Source organism: Pseudomonas asiatica (assembly GCF_009932335.1).
Lineage (GTDB): Bacteria > Pseudomonadota > Gammaproteobacteria > Pseudomonadales > Pseudomonadaceae > Aquipseudomonas > Aquipseudomonas asiatica.
This window is the reverse complement of sequence record NZ_BLJF01000001.1, coordinates 1,879,984-1,899,216: the sequence shown is the minus strand read 5'-3', so window position 1 is coordinate 1,899,216 and position 19,233 is coordinate 1,879,984. Positions and strand designations below refer to the sequence as shown.

General features: G+C 65.1%; 18 protein-coding genes. 10 read left to right on the top strand and 8 right to left on the bottom strand.

Annotated elements, in window-relative coordinates; genetic code table 11:
* The first annotated feature begins 110 nt into the window (after window positions 1-110).
* The 5 genes from GYA95_RS08950 (at window position 111) to GYA95_RS08930 (ending at window position 5,398) form a co-directional block, all read left to right on the top strand.
* Window positions 111-1,502, top strand: coding sequence for a GntP family permease (locus GYA95_RS08950; protein ID WP_015270253.1), 1,392 nt, complete (start codon window positions 111-113; stop codon window positions 1,500-1,502).
* Between the two features lie 10 nt (window positions 1,503-1,512).
* Window positions 1,513-2,283, top strand: a complete 771-nt coding sequence (hbdH, locus tag GYA95_RS08945; protein ID WP_015270252.1) for a 3-hydroxybutyrate dehydrogenase — start codon at window positions 1,513-1,515, stop codon at window positions 2,281-2,283.
* 55 nt (window positions 2,284-2,338) lie between these two features.
* Window positions 2,339-2,818 (top strand): serine protease inhibitor ecotin, encoded by a 480-nt coding sequence (gene eco, locus GYA95_RS08940; protein WP_015270251.1) that lies wholly within the window; start codon window positions 2,339-2,341, stop codon window positions 2,816-2,818.
* A 143-nt stretch (window positions 2,819-2,961) separates the two neighbouring features.
* On the top strand, window positions 2,962-4,914 hold the full coding sequence (locus GYA95_RS08935) for an acetoacetate--CoA ligase (protein WP_015270250.1): 1,953 nt from the start codon (window positions 2,962-2,964) through the stop codon (window positions 4,912-4,914).
* A gap of 208 nt (window positions 4,915-5,122) precedes the next feature.
* Window positions 5,123-5,398: a peptidylprolyl isomerase gene (locus GYA95_RS08930; protein WP_013972552.1), complete on the top strand. Its 276-nt coding sequence runs from the start codon at window positions 5,123-5,125 to the stop codon at window positions 5,396-5,398.
* Here GYA95_RS08930 and GYA95_RS08925 read toward each other — a convergent pair.
* The gene (locus tag GYA95_RS08925; protein WP_161551372.1) at window positions 5,395-6,021 is read right to left on the bottom strand and encodes a LysE family translocator; all 627 of its coding nucleotides are present in this window, start codon (window positions 6,019-6,021) and stop codon (window positions 5,395-5,397) included. The two genes, GYA95_RS08930 and GYA95_RS08925, sit on opposite strands and share 4 nt — an antisense overlap.
* Before the next feature lie 131 nt (window positions 6,022-6,152).
* Here GYA95_RS08925 and GYA95_RS08920 point away from each other — a divergent pair, with 131 nt between their 5' ends.
* Together GYA95_RS08920 and GYA95_RS08915 are read left to right on the top strand one after the other, a co-directional pair.
* The gene (locus GYA95_RS08920) at window positions 6,153-6,962 is read left to right on the top strand and encodes a helix-turn-helix transcriptional regulator (RefSeq protein WP_015270248.1); all 810 of its coding nucleotides are present in this window, start codon (window positions 6,153-6,155) and stop codon (window positions 6,960-6,962) included.
* A gap of 210 nt (window positions 6,963-7,172) precedes the next feature.
* On the top strand, window positions 7,173-7,787 hold the full coding sequence (locus GYA95_RS08915; protein WP_015270247.1) for a LysE family translocator: 615 nt from the start codon (window positions 7,173-7,175) through the stop codon (window positions 7,785-7,787).
* Here GYA95_RS08915 and GYA95_RS08910 read toward each other — a convergent pair.
* Entirely contained in the window at window positions 7,753-8,460 is a 708-nt protein-coding gene (locus GYA95_RS08910; protein WP_015270246.1) for a metallophosphoesterase, read from the bottom strand. The genes GYA95_RS08915 and GYA95_RS08910 overlap by 35 nt on opposite strands.
* Window positions 8,461-8,535: 75 nt before the next feature.
* Between GYA95_RS08910 and GYA95_RS08905 the strand changes: the two genes are divergently transcribed.
* The 3 genes from GYA95_RS08905 to GYA95_RS08895 all read left to right on the top strand — a co-directional run bounded on the left by GYA95_RS08905 (window position 8,536) and on the right by GYA95_RS08895 (window position 10,110).
* Window positions 8,536-9,051, top strand: a complete 516-nt coding sequence (locus tag GYA95_RS08905) for a DUF3016 domain-containing protein (RefSeq protein WP_015270245.1) — start codon at window positions 8,536-8,538, stop codon at window positions 9,049-9,051.
* Between the two features lie 76 nt (window positions 9,052-9,127).
* Window positions 9,128-9,871, top strand: coding sequence for a carbon-nitrogen hydrolase family protein (locus tag GYA95_RS08900; protein ID WP_015270244.1), 744 nt, complete (start codon window positions 9,128-9,130; stop codon window positions 9,869-9,871).
* Window positions 9,868-10,110 carry a hypothetical protein gene (locus tag GYA95_RS08895; protein WP_015270243.1) on the top strand — a complete coding sequence of 81 codons (243 nt, stop codon included), beginning with the start codon at window positions 9,868-9,870 and terminating at the stop codon, window positions 10,108-10,110. The genes GYA95_RS08900 and GYA95_RS08895 overlap by 4 nt, the downstream gene beginning before the upstream one ends.
* Window positions 10,111-10,114: 4 nt before the next feature.
* On the opposite strand, the gene GYA95_RS08890 is transcribed toward GYA95_RS08895, so the two are convergent.
* The 6 genes from GYA95_RS08890 to GYA95_RS08865 form a co-directional block, all read right to left on the bottom strand.
* The gene (locus GYA95_RS08890; RefSeq protein ID WP_015270242.1) at window positions 10,115-10,615 is read right to left on the bottom strand and encodes a methylated-DNA--[protein]-cysteine S-methyltransferase; all 501 of its coding nucleotides are present in this window, start codon (window positions 10,613-10,615) and stop codon (window positions 10,115-10,117) included.
* Window positions 10,616-10,934: 319 nt separating this feature from the next.
* Entirely contained in the window at window positions 10,935-12,575 is a 1,641-nt protein-coding gene (locus GYA95_RS08885; RefSeq protein ID WP_043936142.1) for a fatty acid--CoA ligase, read from the bottom strand.
* 11 nt (window positions 12,576-12,586) lie between these two features.
* Entirely contained in the window at window positions 12,587-14,365 is a 1,779-nt protein-coding gene (locus GYA95_RS08880) for an acyl-CoA dehydrogenase C-terminal domain-containing protein (RefSeq protein WP_015270240.1), read from the bottom strand.
* Complete coding sequence (locus tag GYA95_RS08875; protein ID WP_015270239.1) at window positions 14,358-16,823, bottom strand: efflux RND transporter permease subunit; 2,466 nt, start codon at window positions 16,821-16,823, stop codon at window positions 14,358-14,360. Before GYA95_RS08875 ends, GYA95_RS08880 begins: the two co-directional genes overlap by 8 nt.
* Window positions 16,824-16,838: 15 nt before the next feature.
* Window positions 16,839-17,834, bottom strand: a complete 996-nt coding sequence (locus tag GYA95_RS08870; protein WP_100413732.1) for a WD40/YVTN/BNR-like repeat-containing protein — start codon at window positions 17,832-17,834, stop codon at window positions 16,839-16,841.
* Window positions 17,835-17,855: 21 nt separating this feature from the next.
* Complete coding sequence (locus tag GYA95_RS08865) at window positions 17,856-19,214, bottom strand: DUF1329 domain-containing protein (protein ID WP_015270237.1); 1,359 nt, start codon at window positions 19,212-19,214, stop codon at window positions 17,856-17,858.
* Window positions 19,215-19,233: the final 19 nt, after the last annotated feature.

Below are 19,233 nucleotides of genomic sequence, written 5' to 3'. Positions count from 1 at the left end.
TTCAGAAGAAAACAAAATAACCATATAAATCAATGAGTTAAAAACTGGCACGATTCCCGCTATCTCCTGCTCACCGATAAAAACAAGACTCACCCAGGAGACCCACCCCGATGACCGTGCTCATCGCCCTCGCCGCTCTGGCCCTGCTGATGCTGGCTGCCTACCGCGGCTACAGCGTAATCCTCTTCGCCCCCATCGCCGCCCTCGGTGCAGTAATGCTCACCGACCCGTCCGCCGTGGCCCCCGCATTCACCGGGGTATTCATGGAGAAAATGGTCGGTTTCATCAAGCTCTACTTCCCGGTGTTCCTGCTGGGCGCCGTGTTCGGCAAGCTGATCGAGCTGTCCGGTTTCTCGCGCTCGATTGTCGCCGCCGCCATCCGCGTGCTCGGCACCCGCCAGGCGATGCTGGTGATCGTGCTGGTCTGCGCGCTGCTCACCTATGGCGGCGTGTCGCTGTTCGTGGTGGTGTTCGCGGTGTACCCGTTCGCCGCCGAGATGTTCCGCCAGAGCAATATCCCCAAGCGCCTGATCCCGGCAACCATCGCCCTGGGCGCGTTCTCGTTCACCATGGATGCCCTGCCCGGCACCCCACAGATCCAGAACATCATCCCCAGCACCTTCTTCAACACCACCGCCTGGGCAGCGCCATGGCTGGGCCTGATCGGCACATTGTTCGTGTTCTGCGCCGGCATGGCCTACCTGCAGCGCCAGCGCAACAAGGCCCAGCGCGCCGGTGAAGGCTATGGCAGCGACTTGCGCAACGAACCGGAGACCGCTGCCGACCTGGCACTGCCCAACCCCTGGCTGGCTCTGTCACCGCTGCTGCTGGTGGGGGTGATGAACCTGCTGTTCACCCACTGGATCCCGCAGTGGTACGGCCCCAGTCACAGCCTGCAACTGCCCGGCATGAGCGCACCGGTGCAAAGCGATGTGGCCAAGCTCACTGCCATCTGGGCGGTGCAGGCAGCGTTGCTGGTGGGCATCCTGATGGTGCTGGTGTGTGCCTTCGGCGCCATCCGTGCCCGCCTGGCCGAAGGCACCAAAAGCGCCGTGGGCGGCGCCTTGCTGGCGGCCATGAACACCGCCTCGGAATACGGCTTTGGCGCGGTGATCGCCTCGCTGCCGGGCTTCCTGGTATTGGCCGACGCCCTGCGCGGCATCCCCAACCCACTGGTCAACGAAGCGATTACCGTGACCTTGCTGGCCGGCATCACCGGCTCTGCCTCGGGCGGCATGAGCATCGCCCTGGCGGCCATGGGCGACACCTTCATCGCCGCCGCCAATGCCGCCAACATCCCGCTCGAAGTACTGCACCGCGTGGCCGCCATGGCCAGCGGTGGCATGGACACCCTGCCGCACAACGGTGCGGTCATCACCCTGCTGGCCGTGACCGGGCTGACCCACCGCGAGGCCTACAAGGACATTTTCGGTATTACCCTGATCAAGACCCTGGCGGTGTTCGTGGTCATCGCCACGTTCTACGCCACCGGCATCGTCTAAGGAGCTTTGCATGACCCTCAAAGGCAAGACCGCACTCGTCACCGGTTCCACCAGCGGCATCGGCCTGGGCATTGCCCAGGTGCTGGCCCGCGCAGGCGCCAACATCGTGCTCAACGGCTTCGGCGACCCTGCCCCGGCGCTGGCCGAGATCGCCCGGCACGGGGTGAAGGCAGTCCATCACCCGGCCGACCTCTCGGACGTGGCCCAGATCGAAGCGCTGTTCGCCGTGGCCGCGCGCGAGTTCGGCGACGTCGACATCCTGGTCAACAACGCCGGTATCCAGCACGTGGCGCCAGTGGAACAGTTCCCGCTGGAAAGCTGGGACAAGATCATCGCCCTCAACCTGTCGGCCGTGTTCCACGCTACGCGACTGGCCCTGCCTGGCATGCGCACGCGCAATTGGGGGCGCATCATCAACATCGCTTCTGTGCACGGCCTGGTCGGCTCTACCGGCAAGGCGGCCTATGTGGCGGCCAAGCACGGCGTGGTCGGCCTGACCAAGGTGGTGGGCCTGGAAACCGCCACCAGTAACGTCACCTGCAATGCCATCTGCCCTGGCTGGGTGTTAACCCCGCTGGTGCAGAAGCAGATCGACGATCGTGCTGCCAACGGTGTCGATCCGCTGCAAGCGCAGCACGATCTGCTGGCAGAAAAACAACCGTCGCTGGCCTTCGTCACCCCCGAGCACCTGGGTGAGCTGGTACTATTCCTGTGCAGCGAGGCCGGTAGCCAGGTTCGCGGTGCCGCCTGGAACGTCGATGGTGGCTGGTTGGCCCAGTGACGGGCGGCCTGGGCCTGGCGGCGGTCTTGCATTCGTTTATCTGCAAGGAGGCCCTATGCGCCCAACCCCGATGACCGCGATTCTGGCCCTGACCCTGGCTGCCGCCGCACCCGCGATGGCAGCCAGCCTGAAGGACGTCGCGCCCTACCCCGAGGCGGAAAAAGGCTTCACCCGGCAGGTCATCCACCTGCCGGCCCAGGCTGATGAGTCGGCCTATCAACTGGAAATCCTCGCCGGCAAGACCCTGAAGGTGGATTGCAATCGCCAGCGCCTGGGCGGCAGCCTGGAGGAACGTACCCTGGAAGGCTGGGGCTACAGCTACTACCGCCTGGACAAGGTCAGCGGCCCGGCCAGCACGCTGATGGCCTGCCCCGATGGCAAGAAGACCGAGGCCTTCGTGCCTGTGGTCGGTGAAGGCTTCATGCTGCGCTACAACAGCAAGCTGCCGGTGGTGGTGTATGTGCCCAAGGACGTCGAAGTGCGCTACCGCGTGTGGACCGCGTCGCAGGACGTGCAAAAGGCTAAAGTAGAGTAAAACGCAAGCCTTTGGCCTTGATGGTGCCTTCATCGCCGGCAAGCCGGCTCCCACAGGTTGGTCACTGCACTCAAAACCTGTGAGGTTCCTGTGGGAGCTGGCTTGCCGGCGATGGGGCCCTTGCAGGCAACAGGAGGTTCGGCATGAACGATGTGCTCTGGCGCCCCTCCACGGCGCAGATCGAGGCCAGCCGGATGGATGCCTTCCGCCGCCGGGTCAACCTGCGTTACAACCTGCAACTCGACGACTACCACGCGCTGCACCGCTGGAGCATCGAGCAGCGCCCTGCCTTCTGGCAAACCATTGCCGACTACTTCCACATTCACTGGCATACCCCGCCAAGCCAGGTGCTCAGCGAAGGGCCGCAGATGCCCGATGCCCAGTGGTTCGCCAACGCCACCCTCAACTTCGCCGAACACCTGCTGCGCCGCCGTGACGACCGCCCCGCCCTGGTCGCCGTGCGCGAAGACGGCCAGCGTCAGCTGTTCACCCATGCCCAGCTGGCCGCCCAGGTGGCCGGCCTGCAAACAGCCTTGAAGGCCACCGGCATCGCCCCCGGCGACCGCGTAGCCGCCATCATGCCCAATACCTGGCAGACCCTTGTCGCCATGCTTGCCTGCACAAGCCTCGGTGCGGTCTGGTCCAGCTCCTCGCCCGAGTTTGGCGTGCACGGCATCATCGACCGCTTCGGCCAGATCGAGCCCAAGCTGCTGATCGCCTGCGCCGGGTACCAGTACGCCGGCAAAGCCATCGACCAGGTGGACAAGGTCAACCAGGTGTGCGCGCAGCTGCCCGGGCTGGAACAGTTGATCGTGGTACCCCACACCCGCAGCGGAACGCGTGTCGACGAATTCCAGGCCGCCAATGTCAGCCTGTGGGACGAGTTCTATCAGCCCGGCGGCGAGCCCCGCTTCACCCCGCTGCCCTTCGATCACCCGCTTTACATCCTGTATTCCAGCGGCACCACCGGCGTGCCCAAGTGCATCGTCCACCGCGCTGGCGGCGTGTTGTTGCAGCACCTGAAGGAACATGGCCTGCACAATGACCTGAAAGCCGATGACGTACTGTTCTACTACACCACCTGCGGCTGGATGATGTGGAACTGGCTAGTCAGCGGCCTGGCGGTGGGCGCCACGCTGGTGCTGTATGACGGCTCGCCCTTCCATCCCGGCCCCGAGCGGCTGCTGGACCTGATCGACGCCGAAGGCATCCAGGCCTTCGGTACCAGCGCCAAGTACCTGGCGGCACTGGAGCAGGCGGGCCTGGAGCCTGCGGCAAGCCACCGCCTGGCGCGCTTGCGCCTGCTACTGTCCACCGGCTCGCCACTGTCGCCACACAGTTACGACTACGTGTACCGCAAGATCAAGGCCGACCTGTGCCTGGCGTCGATGTCCGGCGGTACCGATATCGTCTCCTGCTTCGTGCTGGGCAACCCGACCCTTCCAGTGCGCCGTGGCGAGATCCAGTGCAAGGGCTTGGGCATGGCGGTGGAAGTATGGAACGAGCATGGCCAGCCGGTGCTGGGCGAAAAAGGCGAGCTGGTGTGCACGCGCAACTTCCCGTCCATGCCGCTGGGGTTCTGGAAGGACACGGACGGCAGCCGCTATCACGACGCCTACTTCAGCCAGTTCCCGGGGGTGTGGGCCCAGGGCGACTACGCCGAACAGCGTGCCGACGGCGGGCTGGTGATTCATGGCCGCTCCGATGCCGTGCTCAACCCCGGTGGCGTGCGCATTGGCACGGCGGAGATCTACCGCCAGGTGGAAAAGGTCGAGCAGGTGCTGGAAAGCGTGGCCATCGGCCAGGACTGGCAAGGCGACGTGCGGGTGGTGCTGTTCGTTCGCCTGCGTGACGGCCTGCAGCTGGATGAGGCCCTGCGCCAGCACATCCGCCAGGTGATCCGCCAGTACACCACGCCCCGCCATGTACCGGCGGTGATCGCCCAGGTCGATGACATCCCGCGTACCATCAGCGGCAAGCTGGTGGAGTTGGCGATTCGCAATGTGGTGCATGGCTTGCCGGTGAAGAACACCGACGCCCTGGCCAACCCCGAGGCACTGGAGCAGTTCCGGGATCGCGAGGAGTTGCAAACCTGACCCTTGTCACCGTCCCTGTAGGAGCGGCCTTGTGTCGCGATGGGGCGCGAAGCGGCCCCAGGTTTTCAGCTTCGCAGCACAGGTTGCCGGGGCCGCTTCGCGCCCCATCGCGACACAAGGCCGCTCCTACAAGGGACGCGTAATCGCCTCAGCACAAAACTATGAGGCATAATGCCCACTTTTTCCGCCCCAGAAGCACAGGTACCCCATGAAAGCCCAAGCCCGCCACATCCTGGTCAAGACCGCTGACGAAGCCGAAAAGCTCAAGCAGCGCATCGCCAATGGCGAGGCTTTCGACGTGCTCGCAAAAAAGTTCTCCACCTGCCCTTCGGGCAAACGTGGCGGCGACCTGGGTGAAATCCGCCCCGGGCAGATGGTCGGCGCCATCGACCAGGTGATCTTCAAGAAACCCCTGCGCGTGGTGCACGGGCCGATCAAGAGCAAGTTCGGCTATCACCTGGTGCAGACGTTCTACCGCGATTAAGCGCGCCGCGCAGCCAGCAGCCCGAGACCCGCGCAGCCCAGCAATGAGGCGCTGACCCGGTTGAACAGCCCTCGTGGGCCGGGCTGGCTGAACCAGCGTTGCATGTACGCCCCCAGGCCGGCGTAGATGGCGATGGCGGCCCATTCCAGCAACAGGAACAACGCACCCAACCAAAGGAACTGCTCGCCCACCGGAGTGGTACTGCCGACCGAAACGAACTGCGGCAGGAACGCGGTGAAGATCAGGATAGCCTTCGGATTACCAGCAGCCATCCAGAACTCCTGGCGTATCAGACGCCAAGTGCCGTGCGGCTGATCACCTGCAACCGCGGCCTCGCCCACCGGTGCCCGCCACAGTTGCCAGGCGATATAGAACAGGTAGGCCGCCCCCGCCAACTTGATGGCCAGGAACAGGTATTCGCTGGTGTGCAGCACCACTGCCAGGCCCATCGCCGCCAGGGCGATCATGCCGCTGAAGGCGACGATGCGCCCGCCACCGGCCACGCAGGCCGTACGCAGGCCGTAACGGCTGGCATTGTGCAGCGACAGCAGGTTGTTCGGCCCCGGCGCCATGTTCAGGGCGAAACAGGCGGGGATGAAAAGCAGCAGGCTTGAAAGGTCCATTATCGTTTTCCTTTGGCAACAGGCGCCTATTTCGGCGCGTAGCTGGCCTGGTGGTCAAGTTACAGCCAGTGGAAAAAACTGTATGGGTGCGCAGCGCCTGATAAGCTGCCTGGCATATCGAGGACCCTGTGATGCCCCGTTCCCATGCCGCGCTGTGGCGCGACCCGGCCCTGCCGCATGTCGAAAGCCGCCGCGCCTGCCATAGCCGTGCCTGCTACAAGGCCCACAGCCACCCAACGTTTTCCATCGGTGTGGTGGATGCCGGCCACAGTCATTTCACCGGTGCCGGCAACGGCCAGCAACGCCTGACGCCTGGCACTCTGGTGCTGGTCCCGGCCCGCCGGGTACATGCCTGCAACCCCGAACCCGGGCAAGCGTGGAGCTACCAGATGCTGCATGTGGATGCCGACTGGCTGGCACAGCTGCACCTGGAGTCCGGGCTGGATGGTGCCGGGCCCGGCGAGCCGGCACGTATCTGCCAGGAGCCGGAGGTATATCGGCAGTTCTGCGAACTGAACAGTTTGCTGTTTTCCAGCGCCAGCAACGGAGAGAAAGATGCGGCGCTGATTGCCTTTCTGGGTGATCTCGACTTTGCCAGGCACGCGCCGCTGGCGCCGGCGCCGGCTTTGGGGAAGAGCGAACTGAGTGGGCTGATCGCGCACATCGAAGGCCAGGACCCGTCGCAGTTGAGCCTGGCGTTACTGGCCCGGCAGGCCGGGCTTGGGCGCTACCAGTTGATTCGCGCATTTCGCGCGGCCACCGGGTTCACTCCGCATGCCTACCTGCTAAATGCCCGGGTCAACCGTGGGCGGCAATTGTTGGGTGAAGGGCAGGCCCTGGCGGAGGTGGCCTATCGGCTCGGTTTTGCCGACCAAAGCCATTTCCAGCGGGTGTTCAAGGCCCATGTGGGGGTGACACCGGGGCAGTATCGGGGAGGCTGAAGGCCCGCGCGGTCTCTGTAGGAGCGGCCTTGTGTCGCGATGGGGCGCGAAGCGGCCCCAGGTTTTCAGCTCCGCCGCACAGATTGCCGGGGCTGCTGCGCAGCCCTTTCGCGACACAAGGCCGCTCCTACAGGGGCCTGCAATATTGTTCAATACGGCATTTGCGCTGAGGGGCAGAGTCAGGCTTTCCTCCAGAGCAGCCTCACCCCAATGCAACAGTTCCTGATCATCGCCCTCGCCCACTTCCTCGCCCTGCTCTCTCCCGGCCCGGACTTCTTCCTGGTCGCACGCACTTCGGTCAACGCTGGCTGGCGCGTCGCGAGCGGCGCCTGCCTGGGTATCGCCCTGGCCAATGGCGTGTTCATCGCCATGGCTTTCACCGGTTTGTCGGTGCTGCAGGAAGGCAGCCTGCTGTTCACCGCCCTGCAACTGGCCGGCGCCGGCTACCTGCTGTACATCGGCACCCTGTTCCTGCGCCATGCCGGGCAAACCAGCCTGAGCACAGTCGCTGGCAAACAGACCGCCCAAGGGTGGTGGCGTGGATTGGGCATGGGGTTCCTGTCCGGCATCCTCAACCCCAAGAATGCGCTGTTCTATGCCAGCCTGGTAAGCATGGTCGCCAGCGCCAGCTTTGCCTGGAAGGCAACCTGTGCCCTGTGGATGTTCAGCATCGTGCTGCTGTGGGACTTGCTGATTGCCGTGGCCATCGGCAACCCGCTGGTGCTGCGGCGCTTCGCCCGCAGCCTGCCCTGGCTGGAACGGGCCTCCGGGGCCATGCTGGTGCTATTGGCTACGGCACTGTTGTTTCACCTGGCCTGGGGCTGACCAGTTGCAGGGTCCGCATGTCCATCAAGGTGAAATGGCCACTGGCCCAGCCCCCGGTGTCCAGGTGCCAGACGTTGCCCAGCAGCTTGGCTTCCAGTACCGGCGTGTGGCCCACCAACAAGGCACGCAGGCCCTGCACGGGCTCGGTATCACCTACCTTCAACCGCCGCCGCGACCATTGGCACACTTCCCGTACTTGCGGGTCGTCATCCAGTTCCAGCCAGGTCCTCAACACCGTCCAGTCGGCATATGGGCTGTCGGCATGCAGCAGCCCTACCAAGCCCGCCGCACTTTCAACCTCTATCGCAATCGGCAGCTGCTCGAATCGCTCCACGAAACGCAACTGCCGAGCCTTCGGCAGGTCCAGAAACCAGCCACCCCCGGCGGCGCGGTACATGTCCAGATCGAGCCGCCCGCCGCGTACGCGGGTGATTGCCAGGGCCTCGTGATTACCCTGCACGGCATGGAACCAGGGCTGCGCCAGCCATTCCAGCGCCGCCTCGCTGTCCGGGCCACGGTCGACCAGGTCCCCCACGCTGAACAGGCGGTCCACGGCCGGATCGAACCCCACCCCATCCAGGCATTGCTGCAGGCGCTGGAAGTGACCATGGATATCGCCCACCGCCAGGTCACGCCCCCGCAGGTTGGCAATCAGACGCCGAAACCGTGCCATTACAATCTTCCTCTGCTGGCGCCGCCATGCCAGGGGTAAAATGGACGCACACGCAGTCTGCCCCGGAGGTGCATCATGCGTACCGCCCTCGTGTGTGCCGTGCTCATGGCGCTGTCACTGGACAGCATGGCACAAGGCGCCCCGGCCGCGCAGGTCGAGGTACGTTTCGACCATCCGGAAAAATTCCGCGATGCCAGCCTCGACAGCCACGGGTACGAGCGTGGTGCCGACGCCTATGTGATGAAAACCTTGACCCAGTACCTTCAGAAGCTTGGCCAGCGCTACCTGCAACCTGGCCAGCAACTGGTCATCGACATCCGCGACATCGACCTGGCCGGGCGTTTCGAGCCCTGGCACAGCCAGGCCTACGATGTACGCTTCATGCGCGAAATCACCTGGCCGACCATCGACCTCAGCTACACCCTCAGCCAACCGGGCAAACCCGACCAGCAGGCGCAGGAACGGGTCAGCGACAAGATGTACCTCAGCCGCCCGGGCCGGGTCACGAGCAGCAGCGACCGCCTGTATGCCGAAAAGGCCATGCTCGACGACTGGTTCCGCCAGCGTTTCGCCGTCCACCCGGCATCCTGAAAATCCCTTCACTGGTACAGGCGTTGGTGCCGGTAGTATGCTCGGCCCTTCAACCTGTACCAGGGAAGGGTTTTTCATGAAGTTGTGCGCCGTGCAACTGGCATCGCTCAAGGGCGATGTGCAAGCCAACCTCGAACGCCACCTGGCCTGCATCGAACAGGCCGCGGCCCTTGGTGCCGAACTGGTGGTATTTCCCGAACTGTCGCTGACCGGCTATGAGCCAACCCTCGCGCGCCAGGCCGCCCTGCCAGTCAGTTCGGCACGGCTGGACCCGCTGCAGGCAGCCTGCGACCGGTTTGGTATCACTGTCGCAGCGGGCCTGCCACTGCCGACCCCTGATGGCATTCGTATCGGCATGCCAATCCTCAGCCCCGGTGTGGCGCGCCAGGCCTATGCCAAGCGGCGCCTGCATGATGATGAACTGCCCTGGTTCACCCCAGGCGATCAAGCCTTGCTGCTGCAGGTGGGCGCGCACCGGGTAGCGCCTGCGATCTGCTACGAATCGATGTTCATGGCGCATGCGGCAGCCGCGCGGGAACACGGCGCCGACCTGTACCTGGTCAGTGTGGCGAAAACTGCCAACGGCATTCGCGAGGGTTACCTGCACTACTCCGAGGTGGCTCGAGAGCTGGGCATGCCAGTGTTGCTGGCCAACTGCGTGGGGCCGGCCGACACCTTCATCGGCGCTGGCGGCTCGGCGGCGTGGGACAGCCAGGGGCGCTTGCTGGCCAGCCTGGACGACCACAGCGAAGGTCTGATCGTGCTGGACACCGTCAACGCCAGTGCCATGGCAGTGCCCCTGAACCCACACCCGGCATGATCTATCTGTTTCTGGCGTTGCTGAGCTATGCCTGTACCTACTACCTGACGGGTCTGCTCATCCAGGGGCAACTGGCCGATGTGGCCGAGGGTTTGCGCCACCGGCCCGACGCGCCGACACCTGGCGAGTACCTGCGCGCAGTCAAGCCCCATGCGCGCCGGGCCCATCGGCAGTACACCCTGATGGCCGGCTCGGCGTTGGCCGTGCTGGTCTGCCTGGTCGCCAGCTGGTTCTACTGACGCCTTACAGGTCCAGTGCCAGGCTTTGCCGGCCCTCCAGCGCCAGCAGGTACTGCTTGGCCGCCAGGCCACCGGCAAAGCCGGTGAGGCTGCCCGAAGCACCGATCACCCGATGGCACGGGGCGATGATCGAGATCGGGTTGCGGCCATTGGCGGCGCCTACCGCACGCACCGCGCTGGGGTTGCCGATCTGCCGGGCGATGTCGCTGTAGCTGCGGGTTTCACCGAACGGTATCGCCAACAGCGCGGCCCACACCTGTCGCTGGAATTCGGTGCCGGCAAAATCCAGCGCCAGTTCGAAGCGCTGGCGTTTGCCGGCAAAGTACTCGCCGAGCTGGCGGGCGGTTTCCAGCAGTACCGGGCACTGGTCATCGCGGTGCAGGGCGCCAAGGCGCACGCGGTTTTCCCGCTCCTCTTCCCAGAGTACGGCTGCCAGACACTCGCCACGGGCTATTAGGGTCAAGGTGCCGACGGGCGACTGCATGAAGGTGAATGCGCTGGACATAAGCAGGCTCCTGCCAGGTTGCGATCAACCTACTGTACGCATCCCCAGTTCTGCCTGCATCCGCTTTCTTGCTCAGGCAATCACGCAAGCGGAACATCGGCGTCGGCATATTGCCCGGACCAGAGTGCCCTCCACCGCGTCGCCTGCTTCGCGGGTGAACCCGCTCCCACAGGGGCCCCACCAGCTGAAGGAATGCGCCGTACCTGTAGGAGCGGGCGCGCCCGCGAACACCGGCGCAGCCGGTGCCATCCACCGCGTCGCCTGCTTCGCGGGCATGCCCGCTCCCACAGGGACCCCATCAGCCGGGCCCTGCCAGCATTCAGAGAAATGCCTGGCGAATCCGCTTCTTGTCGATTTTGCCAACGCTGGTCTTGGGGATCTCCTCCACGCAACGCAACTGCCGCGGTATCGCCCATTTGTTCAGGTGCCCGCTGTCGACAAACGGCTGCAGATGCCCTGCCAATGCCGCCTGGTCGAATTGCATGCCGTCACAACGGACCACCAAGGCCAAGGGTTGCTCACCCCACTGCGGGTCCGGGATGCCGATCACTGCCACCGAAGCGACAGCCGGGTGCTGGCTGATCAGGTTTTCCAGCGCCACCGAGCTGACCCACTCGCCTCCGGTCTTGATCACATCCTTGATCCGGTCACGAATGCGCACCACACCCGCAGGGTCGATGCAGGCCAGGTCGCCAGTATGCATCCAGCCCCCCAGCCACAACGCGGCACCCTGCTCCGGTTCATGCAGATAGCCCTGGGTCAGCCACGGGGCACGCACCACGATTTCACCCAGGCTTTCTCCGTCGCGGGGCACATCAATGCCTTCAGCGTCGACGATGCGCAGGTCCACCAGGGCAATCGGCACGCCGGCATCGATACGCAGCGGCAACTGTTGCGCCATGGGCAGTGCCAGCAGCTCAGCGCTCAGGTGGGTGATGCTGAGCAGCGGGCAGCTTTCCGACATGCCGTAGCCACAATGCACGCTGATGCCGCGCTCGCTGGCACGCTGCGCCAGGCCCAGGGTCAGGGCGCTGCCGCCCAGCAGCATCTTCCAGCCGCTCAGGTCGGCGCGGCGCCCTTCGTCGCTGTCGAGCATCATCTGCAGCACCGTGGGCACGCAATGGGAGAACGTCACGCCCTCGTCGCGGTACAAGCGCACCAGGCGGTTGGGCTCGTAGCGCCCCGGGTAGACCTGCTTGATGCCCAGTGCCGTGGCCACATAGGGCACGCCCCAGGCGTGCACATGGAACATCGGCGTAATGGGCATGTACACGTCGCCGCTGCGCAGCAGCGGTACCTCGCCGCAGGCAGCCAGGGTGCCCTGCTCGACCAGGGTATGCAGCACCAGTTGCCGGTGGCTGAAGTACACGCCCTTGGGGTTGCCGGTGGTACCGCTGGTATAGAACAGCGTGGCCAGCGACTGCTCGTCGAAATCGGCGAAGTCGAACTGTGGCTCGGCAGCCGCCAGCAGCGCTTCGTACTCACCCAACAACGGCACATCTTGCGTTGCCGGGCCGCCTTCGCCGAGGCGAATGAAACCCTCGACCGTCGGCAAGTCATCGCGCAGTTGCGCCATCAACGGCAGGAAGTCGTCATGCACCAGTACCAGGCGGTCCTCGGCATGGTTCATGGTGTAGCGCACCTGATCGGTGGACAGCCGTACGTTCACCGTGTGCAGCACCGCACCCAGCATCGGTACGGCGAAGAAGCATTCAAGGGCCCGATGGCTGTCCCAGTCGAGCAAGGCCACGGTGTCGCCAGGCTTGACCCCCGCGGCGGTCAGCACATTGGCCAGCCGCTGAACGCGTTCAAGCAGCGTAGTGTAGGTGTAGCGCAGCTTGTCGGCGTAGACGATTTCCTGGTTGGGCTGGTAGCGCACGCCCGACAGCAGCAGGCGCTTGATCAGCAGCGGATAGGCGTAGGCCTGCTCGGCCGCAGGCATGATGCGAGTGGTGATCATGTCGGCGGCCTTCACAGTTGCCCGGCCTCGAGCAGGTACAGGCTGTCGCTACCGGCCCTGACGCTGGCGCTCAGCGAATGAATACGTGGCAGCAGGCGGGCAAAGTAGAAACGCGCGGTGCCCAGCTTGCTCAGGTGAAACGGCTCGGGAGCTGCATGACATTGGCAAACCACGGCCATGCGTGCCCACAGGTAGGCGTAGAAGGTGTAGCCAAACACCTGCAGGTACTCCACCGCCGCCGCGCCCAGCTCACGCGGGTTGCCCTGGGCCCGATCGAGCAACCAGGCGGTCAGCTCGTCGAGGTTGCGCACGGCAGCCAGCAGCGGCGCGCCGAACTCGGCGCACGCCGCGGGCAGCGTCTCGACAAAGGCAGTAATTTCATCGGACACGCTGCGATAGGCCTGGCCGCCATCGGCAAACAGTTTACGCCCCACCAGGTCGAGGGCCTGGATGCCATTGGTGCCTTCGTAGATCTGGGTGATGCGGCAGTCGCGGATCAACTGCTCCTGGCCCCATTCGCGGATATAGCCATGACCGCCCAGCACCTGCTGGCCGTGCACGGTGGTTTCCAGCCCCATGTCGGTGAGGAAGGCCTTGGCCACTGGCGTGAGCATTGCCACCTTGGCCTCGGCCTGGGCGCGTGCGACCGGGGCCTCGCTGTATTTGGCCAGGTCCAACTGCAGTGCCACATAGGTAGAGAAGGCCCGCCCGCCTTCGTTCAGCGCTTTCATGGTCAGCAGCATGCGCCGCACATCCGGGTGGACGACGATCGGGTCAGCGGCTTGCCCCGGCGCTTCGGCACCCGTCGGCGCACGGCCCTGCTGGCGATCACGGGCATAGGCAATGGCGCCCTGGTAGGAGCGTTCGCCCAGGGCCAGGCCCTGGATTCCTACACCAAGGCGCTCGTAGTTCATCATGGTGAACATCGCGTTGAGGCCCTTGTTCGGTTCGCCGACCAGATAGCCGATTGCACCGTCGAAGTTCATCACGCAGGTGGCCGAGGCCTTGATGCCCATCTTGTGCTCGATCGACCCGCAGCTCACCGCATTGGCCTCGCCCAGCACGCCGTCGGCGTCAACCAGCACCTTGGGCACCAGGAACAGCGAGATGCCCTTGGGCCCGGCGGGCGCATCCGGCAGCCGCGCCAGCACCAGGTGGATGATGTTCTCGGTCAGGTCCTGCTCACCGCCAGTGATGAAGATCTTGGTCCCGCTGATGCGGTAGCGGCCATCGGCAACCGGCTCGGCGCGGGTGCGAATCAGGCCCAGGTCGGTGCCAGCGTGCGGCTCGGTCAGGCACATCGAACCGGTCCAGCGCCCTTGGTACATGGGCGGCAGGTACAGCGCCTTCAACGGCTCGCTGGCATGGTTGAGCAGCGCCAGGCAGGCCCCGGCGGTCAGCATCGGGTACAGGCCGAACGACAGGTTGGCGGCATTGAGCATTTCTTCGAGCTGGGCACCGATCACTTTCGGCATGCCCATGCCCCCATATTCCGGGGCACCGGCCACACCCACCCAGCCATCCGCGGCAAATGCCCGGTAGGCGTCGGCGAAGCCATCGGGGGTGTGTACCTGGCCGGCCTCCCAGCGGCAGCCCTGCTCGTCGCCACTGCGGTTGAGCGGCGCCACCACCTCGGCAATCAGCCGGCCGGCCTGTTCGAGCACGGCCCGGGCTGTGTCGCCATCTACCTGCTCGGCCAGCGCGGGCGTTTGCGCCCACCAGGCCGGGATGTCGAACACTTCGTTGAACAGAAAATCCATGTCGCGCAGTGGCGGAAGGTAATCAGACATGAGGCGAACACTCGGTTTCTTGGGTTTGCGGAAGCGACGTGGCCGGGGCCTCGGCAGGCGCCGGGGCGGCCTGGCCACGCAGGAGGAAATGCGACAACGCGGGGATCAACACCAGCGCACCGAGCATGTTCCACAGGAACATGAAGGTCAGCAGCAGGCCCATGTCGGCCTGGAACTTGATCGGCGACCAGGCCCAGCCGACCACACCGGCCGCCAGGGTAATGCCGACCAGCCCGACCACCCGGCCGGTGAAGGCCACGGCTTTCTGGTAGGCCTGGGCCAGGCTCAACCCGGCGCGCTGGTAGTGCAGTTGCACGCTGAGCAGGTACAGCGCGTAGTCCACGCCAATACCTACGCCCAGGGCGATCACCGGCAAGGTGGCGACCTTGACGCCAATGCCCATGGCTACCATCAGCGCTTCGCACAGCACCGAGGTGAGCATCAGCGGCAGGATCGCCACCAGCGTCGCGCGCCAGCTACGGAAGGTGAACAGACAGAACAGCGTGACCGCCAGGTACACCAGCAACAGCATGCGTTGGTTGGCCTCGCGGACCACCACGTTGGTGGCAGCCTCGATGCCGGCGCTGCCGGCGGCCAGCAGGAACTGCTGTTCGGCGCTGCTGTTGGCCTGGGCAAAACGCTCGGCCACGGCGGCAACCTGGGCCAAGGTATCGGCACGATGGTCCTTGAGGTAGGCGATTACCGGCATCAGCGAGCAGTCGTTGTTGAACAACTCGGGGGCGTTGACCGAGGCCTGCTGGGCGGCGTAGTTGAGCACGTCCTGGTTGCGCTGCAGGCTGTTCAGGCGCGGGTTGCCTTCATAGGTGCCGGCGGTGATCTGGCGCACGGCATTGGCCAGCGACACGGTGGTCTGCACACCCGGCAATTGCTGCAGCTCCCAGGCCAGGCGGTCGGCAAGCACCAGCGTCTGGTATTGCAGGCAGCCTTCCGGCGCGGTCTTGACCATGACCGCGAAGGTGTCGCTGGACAGCGCGTAGTGCTGGGTGATGTAGGCGTTGTCGAGGTTGTAGCGGGAGTCGGCGCGCAGTTCGGGGGCACCGCTGTCGAGGTCGCCGATTTTCAGTTGCAGGCTGCCCCAGATGCCAAGGGCGCCCAGGGCCAGCGCCACCAGCACTGCGACGCTGGCCCATTTGCGTTCGGTGAAGCGGTCGAGCAGGTCCCACAGCCGGCCGAAACCTCGGTGCTGGGCTGCGCGGGCGTCGATATGCAGGGCCCGCTCGGCAGCCTTGCGGCCAACACCAACATAAGACAGCGCCACCGGCATCAGCAGCAGCGAGGTGAAGATAAGCACCGCCACGCCGATGCTGGCGGTGATCGCCAGGTCCTGGATCACCGGGATGTCGATCAGCATCAGCACGGCAAAGCCCACCGCATCCGCCAGCAACGCAGTCACCCCGGCCACGAACAGGCGGCGGAAGGTATAGCGCGCTGCCACCTGGCGGTGAGTGCCACGGCCGATGTCCTGAAGGATGCCGTTCATCTTCTGCGCCGCGTGGGATACGCCGATGGCAAAGATCAGGAATGGCACCAGGATCGAATACGGATCGATGGCGTAGCCCAGCCAGGCGACGATGCCCAGCTGCCACACCACCGCAGTCAGCGAACACAGCACCACCAGCAGGGTGCTGCGCACGCAACGGGTGTAGCAGTAGATGATCAGCAGGCTGGTCAGCACCGCCAGGGCGAAGAACGCCATCACCTGGATCAGCCCGTCGATCAGGTCGCCCATCAGCTTGGCGAAGCCGATCACATGGATGCGGTACTGGCCGCTGGCCTGGTACTGGCTGCGCAGTTGTTCGAGCTTCTGCGAGAAGGCGTGGTAGTCGAGGCCTTTGCCGGTAGCCGAATCCTGGTCGAGCAGCGGCACGACCAGCATGCTCGACTTGAAGTCGCGCGCCACCAGGCTGCCGACAATGTTGGCGCGCTCGATGTTCTGCCGCAGCTGCTCGATGTCACCCGCAGCGCCCTGGTAGCCGTCGGGCATCACCGGGCCACCCTGGAAGCCCTCCTCGGTCACCTCGGTCCAGCGCACTGCCGGGCTCCACAGCGATTTCACCCAGGCCCGGTCCACGCCCTGGCTGAGGAACAGCTCGTCGTTGATGTGGCGCAGGGTCTGCAGGTAGCCCGGGTCGAAGATGTCGCCCTGGGTGTTCTCCACCACCACCCGCACCGCGTTGCCCAGACCACGCAGTGATGGGCGGTTTTCCAGGTAGTTCTGGATGTAGGGGTGGCTCTGCGGCAGCATCTTGTCGAAACTGGGGCGCAGCTCCAGGCGGGTCAGCGCCATGTAGCCCAGCACCAGGGTCGCCAATAGCATGCACAGCAGGAACGGCAGGCGATGGTTGAACACCAGGCGCTCCAGGCAATTGCCCGAGCGTGGGTCGAAATCGTCGAGGTTGCGGATTACCGGCAGGGTGTCTTGGCGGGTAGCGGCCATCAGGGTCTTCTCTTGTTATGGGTGCAGCGTGGGGTTACCGGGCTGGTTGCGCACGCCCCGCTCGCCCACCAGTACCAGGCCGTTGCCGGTATCGGTGGCGAGCGCGGTCACCGGGCCACGGGCGCTTTGCGGCACCGGGCTGAAGCTGGCGCCATCATCCCGGCTGAGCAGCAGGTCGCCAGCCTGGCTGGCCAGCCATAGCTGGCCGTCACGGTCGACACCGGCGGCGGTGAGGCTGGTGTTCACACCCGTACTGACCGGTTGCCACTGCCGGCCGCCATCGGTGCTGCGGTAGGCATGCCCACGCAGGCCGTAGACCAGCAGTACGCCGGGCTTGCCGACAGCACCGAACAGTGTGCCGGCGTAGGGTGTCTCGACACGGCTGAAGCGCTCGCCGTCCTGCTTCAGCAGCAGGCCTTGCTCGCCGGTGATGTACAGCTCGTCACCCACCGCGGCCAGGCTGGTCAGGTGCAGGCCTTGCGGGTTGTCGCTGTGGTCGAGCCAGGGCTGCCAGTGCTCGCCGCCATCAACGGTGCGCAACAGCAGGTTGAACACGCCAACCGCATAGCCATTGCGGGCATCGCTGAACCACACGTCGAGCAAGGCATTGTCGCTACCCGTGCCCGGCAGTTGTTCGGCCAGTGCCCGGCCATCCAGCTGCTTCTGCCAGTGCACGCCGCCATCGCGGCTGTGCAGCACCACGCCATCGTGGCCAACCGCCCAGCCCACTTCGGGCGTGGCGAAGCTCACGGCATTCAGGTCGGCGCTGACAGGCACCTGGGCCTGCTGCCAGTGCGCGCCGTGATCGTCGGAGTACAGGATGTGCCCTCGCGGGCCCACCGCGACCAGGCGCTGGCCGGCCAGGATGACATCGCGCAAGGCGCTGCTGGCGACCAGGGCGCTGGGCCTGGCGGGCAGGTCCAGCACATCGGTGAAGGGCGCAGCCTGGGCCGCGCCCTGCAGCGCGGCCAAAGCCAGAACTACCACGCTGCATCGTTTGAAGACAGACATTGCCACCTCTGCTCCGTGCGTTCAGCGAATGCCGTTGCCGGCCAGCGACTCGGGCGACCACTGGGTTTTCGACAGTGGGTCGATATAGCGGATGCCGCCGTAGGCACCGACCACGCCATTGAGGTTGTAGGTGCCGCCGATCAGGTCGTAGATCATGAACGGCGTGGCGTCCGGGGTCTGCTTGTCATAGCTCTGGGTGAGGAAGGCGAACGAGCCGCGGTACAGCTGGCCACGGGCGTCGTACTGGTCCGAGGCCAGGGCGATCCAGCTGTCTTCGTCGAGGTAGAAGCGGCGCTTGTGGTAGATATGGCGCGCACCGTCCTTGAGCTTGCCTTCCACCACCCACACCCGGTGCTTCTCCCAACGCACGAACTGCGGCGCCAGGTGGTTGGGGGTGATCACCTGCTTGACGTCGGTGTTGTAGGTCAGCTGGTAGGTGTTGTACGGCACGTACATTTCCTGCTTGCCGACCAAGGTCCAGTCGTAGCGGTCCAGCGCACCGTTGAAGACGAACACGTCATCGTAGGTACCCGAACCCGAAGTGCCCGGGTTGGGCGTGTCGTAGGCGAGGTTCGGTGCCAGCTTGACCCGGCGCTGGCCCGGCAGGTACTGCCAGGCACTGCGTGGCTGCACCAGCGGGTTGGCGGCATCACGCAGCATCATCGCTTCGCCGGCACGGCGTGCGGGCCCGGTGTACACCAGTTTCATCTGGTAGTAGGTGTCCTTGGCACCGATCGGCTTGGTCATGTCCTCGTAGATCGGGTAGCTGATATTGGCCTGGCCGGTGGTCGACAGCGATGGCTTGCCGGCAGCGTCGACGTTCCACGAGTCGTACTTGGCAGTCATGCTCACGCCCTGATAGCGCAGCAGGAAGTTCCACATGGCCTCGGCGCCGTTCTGCGGAATGGGGAACGGGATACCCGGCAGCACGTTGTCCACCGCCGTACCGCCCTCCTTGCTGTTGGCGGCAGTGGCGTTCTTGCGGGTGTTGTCCAGTACCGCTTGCGGCAGCGCCACGCTACGGTGGGTCGGGTATACATCGACGCGGTAGCTGGGGTATCGCTTGAGCAGTTCCAGGGTGGTGGCAGTCAGCTGGCCCTTGTACTGCTCGGCGTTCTTGCCATCGATGACCAGCAGCGGCTTGTCGCTGGCGAACGGGTCGGGGCGCATGCTGGCGCCGCTCTGGTAGCTGGCTGGCGGCGTCAGCAGGCCGCCCTGGTAGGCCGGGATGGAGCCATCGGCATTGCCGGCCTTTTCCGCGCCGATGGCGGTCAGGCTGGAGCCCAGGCGCGCGGCCTGGTCAGTGGAAACGGCGGCCTGGGCAGCGTTCAGGGCGGCCAGCGACAGGCACGAGGCCAGCAGGGTACGTACGAAATTCATGATGGTTGTCTTCCTGTGT

What these genes read in the sequence shown, in the direction of transcription:
- GYA95_RS08885 (WP_043936142.1), bottom strand. Translation starts at nt 12,575, where the DNA reads ATGATCACCACTCGCATCATGCCTGCGGCCGAGCAGGCCTACGCCTAT.
- GYA95_RS08900 (WP_015270244.1), top strand. Translation starts at nt 9,128, where the DNA reads ATGAAGTTGTGCGCCGTGCAACTGGCATCGCTCAAGGGCGATGTGCAA.
- GYA95_RS08930 (WP_013972552.1), top strand. Translation starts at nt 5,123, where the DNA reads ATGAAAGCCCAAGCCCGCCACATCCTGGTCAAGACCGCTGACGAAGCC.
- GYA95_RS08875 (WP_015270239.1), bottom strand. Translation starts at nt 16,823, where the DNA reads ATGGCCGCTACCCGCCAAGACACCCTGCCGGTAATCCGCAACCTCGAC.
- GYA95_RS08915 (WP_015270247.1), top strand. Translation starts at nt 7,173, where the DNA reads ATGCAACAGTTCCTGATCATCGCCCTCGCCCACTTCCTCGCCCTGCTC.
- GYA95_RS08895 (WP_015270243.1), top strand. Translation starts at nt 9,868, where the DNA reads ATGATCTATCTGTTTCTGGCGTTGCTGAGCTATGCCTGTACCTACTAC.
- GYA95_RS08935 (WP_015270250.1), top strand. Translation starts at nt 2,962, where the DNA reads ATGAACGATGTGCTCTGGCGCCCCTCCACGGCGCAGATCGAGGCCAGC.
- GYA95_RS08880 (WP_015270240.1), bottom strand. Translation starts at nt 14,365, where the DNA reads ATGTCTGATTACCTTCCGCCACTGCGCGACATGGATTTTCTGTTCAAC.
- GYA95_RS08910 (WP_015270246.1), bottom strand. Translation starts at nt 8,460, where the DNA reads ATGGCACGGTTTCGGCGTCTGATTGCCAACCTGCGGGGGCGTGACCTG.
- GYA95_RS08870 (WP_100413732.1), bottom strand. Translation starts at nt 17,834, where the DNA reads ATGTCTGTCTTCAAACGATGCAGCGTGGTAGTTCTGGCTTTGGCCGCG.
- GYA95_RS08925 (WP_161551372.1), bottom strand. Translation starts at nt 6,021, where the DNA reads ATGGACCTTTCAAGCCTGCTGCTTTTCATCCCCGCCTGTTTCGCCCTG.
- GYA95_RS08890 (WP_015270242.1), bottom strand. Translation starts at nt 10,615, where the DNA reads ATGTCCAGCGCATTCACCTTCATGCAGTCGCCCGTCGGCACCTTGACC.
- hbdH (WP_015270252.1), top strand. Translation starts at nt 1,513, where the DNA reads ATGACCCTCAAAGGCAAGACCGCACTCGTCACCGGTTCCACCAGCGGC.
- GYA95_RS08950 (WP_015270253.1), top strand. Translation starts at nt 111, where the DNA reads ATGACCGTGCTCATCGCCCTCGCCGCTCTGGCCCTGCTGATGCTGGCT.
- eco (WP_015270251.1), top strand. Translation starts at nt 2,339, where the DNA reads ATGCGCCCAACCCCGATGACCGCGATTCTGGCCCTGACCCTGGCTGCC.
- GYA95_RS08905 (WP_015270245.1), top strand. Translation starts at nt 8,536, where the DNA reads ATGCGTACCGCCCTCGTGTGTGCCGTGCTCATGGCGCTGTCACTGGAC.
- GYA95_RS08865 (WP_015270237.1), bottom strand. Translation starts at nt 19,214, where the DNA reads ATGAATTTCGTACGTACCCTGCTGGCCTCGTGCCTGTCGCTGGCCGCC.
- GYA95_RS08920 (WP_015270248.1), top strand. Translation starts at nt 6,153, where the DNA reads ATGCCCCGTTCCCATGCCGCGCTGTGGCGCGACCCGGCCCTGCCGCAT.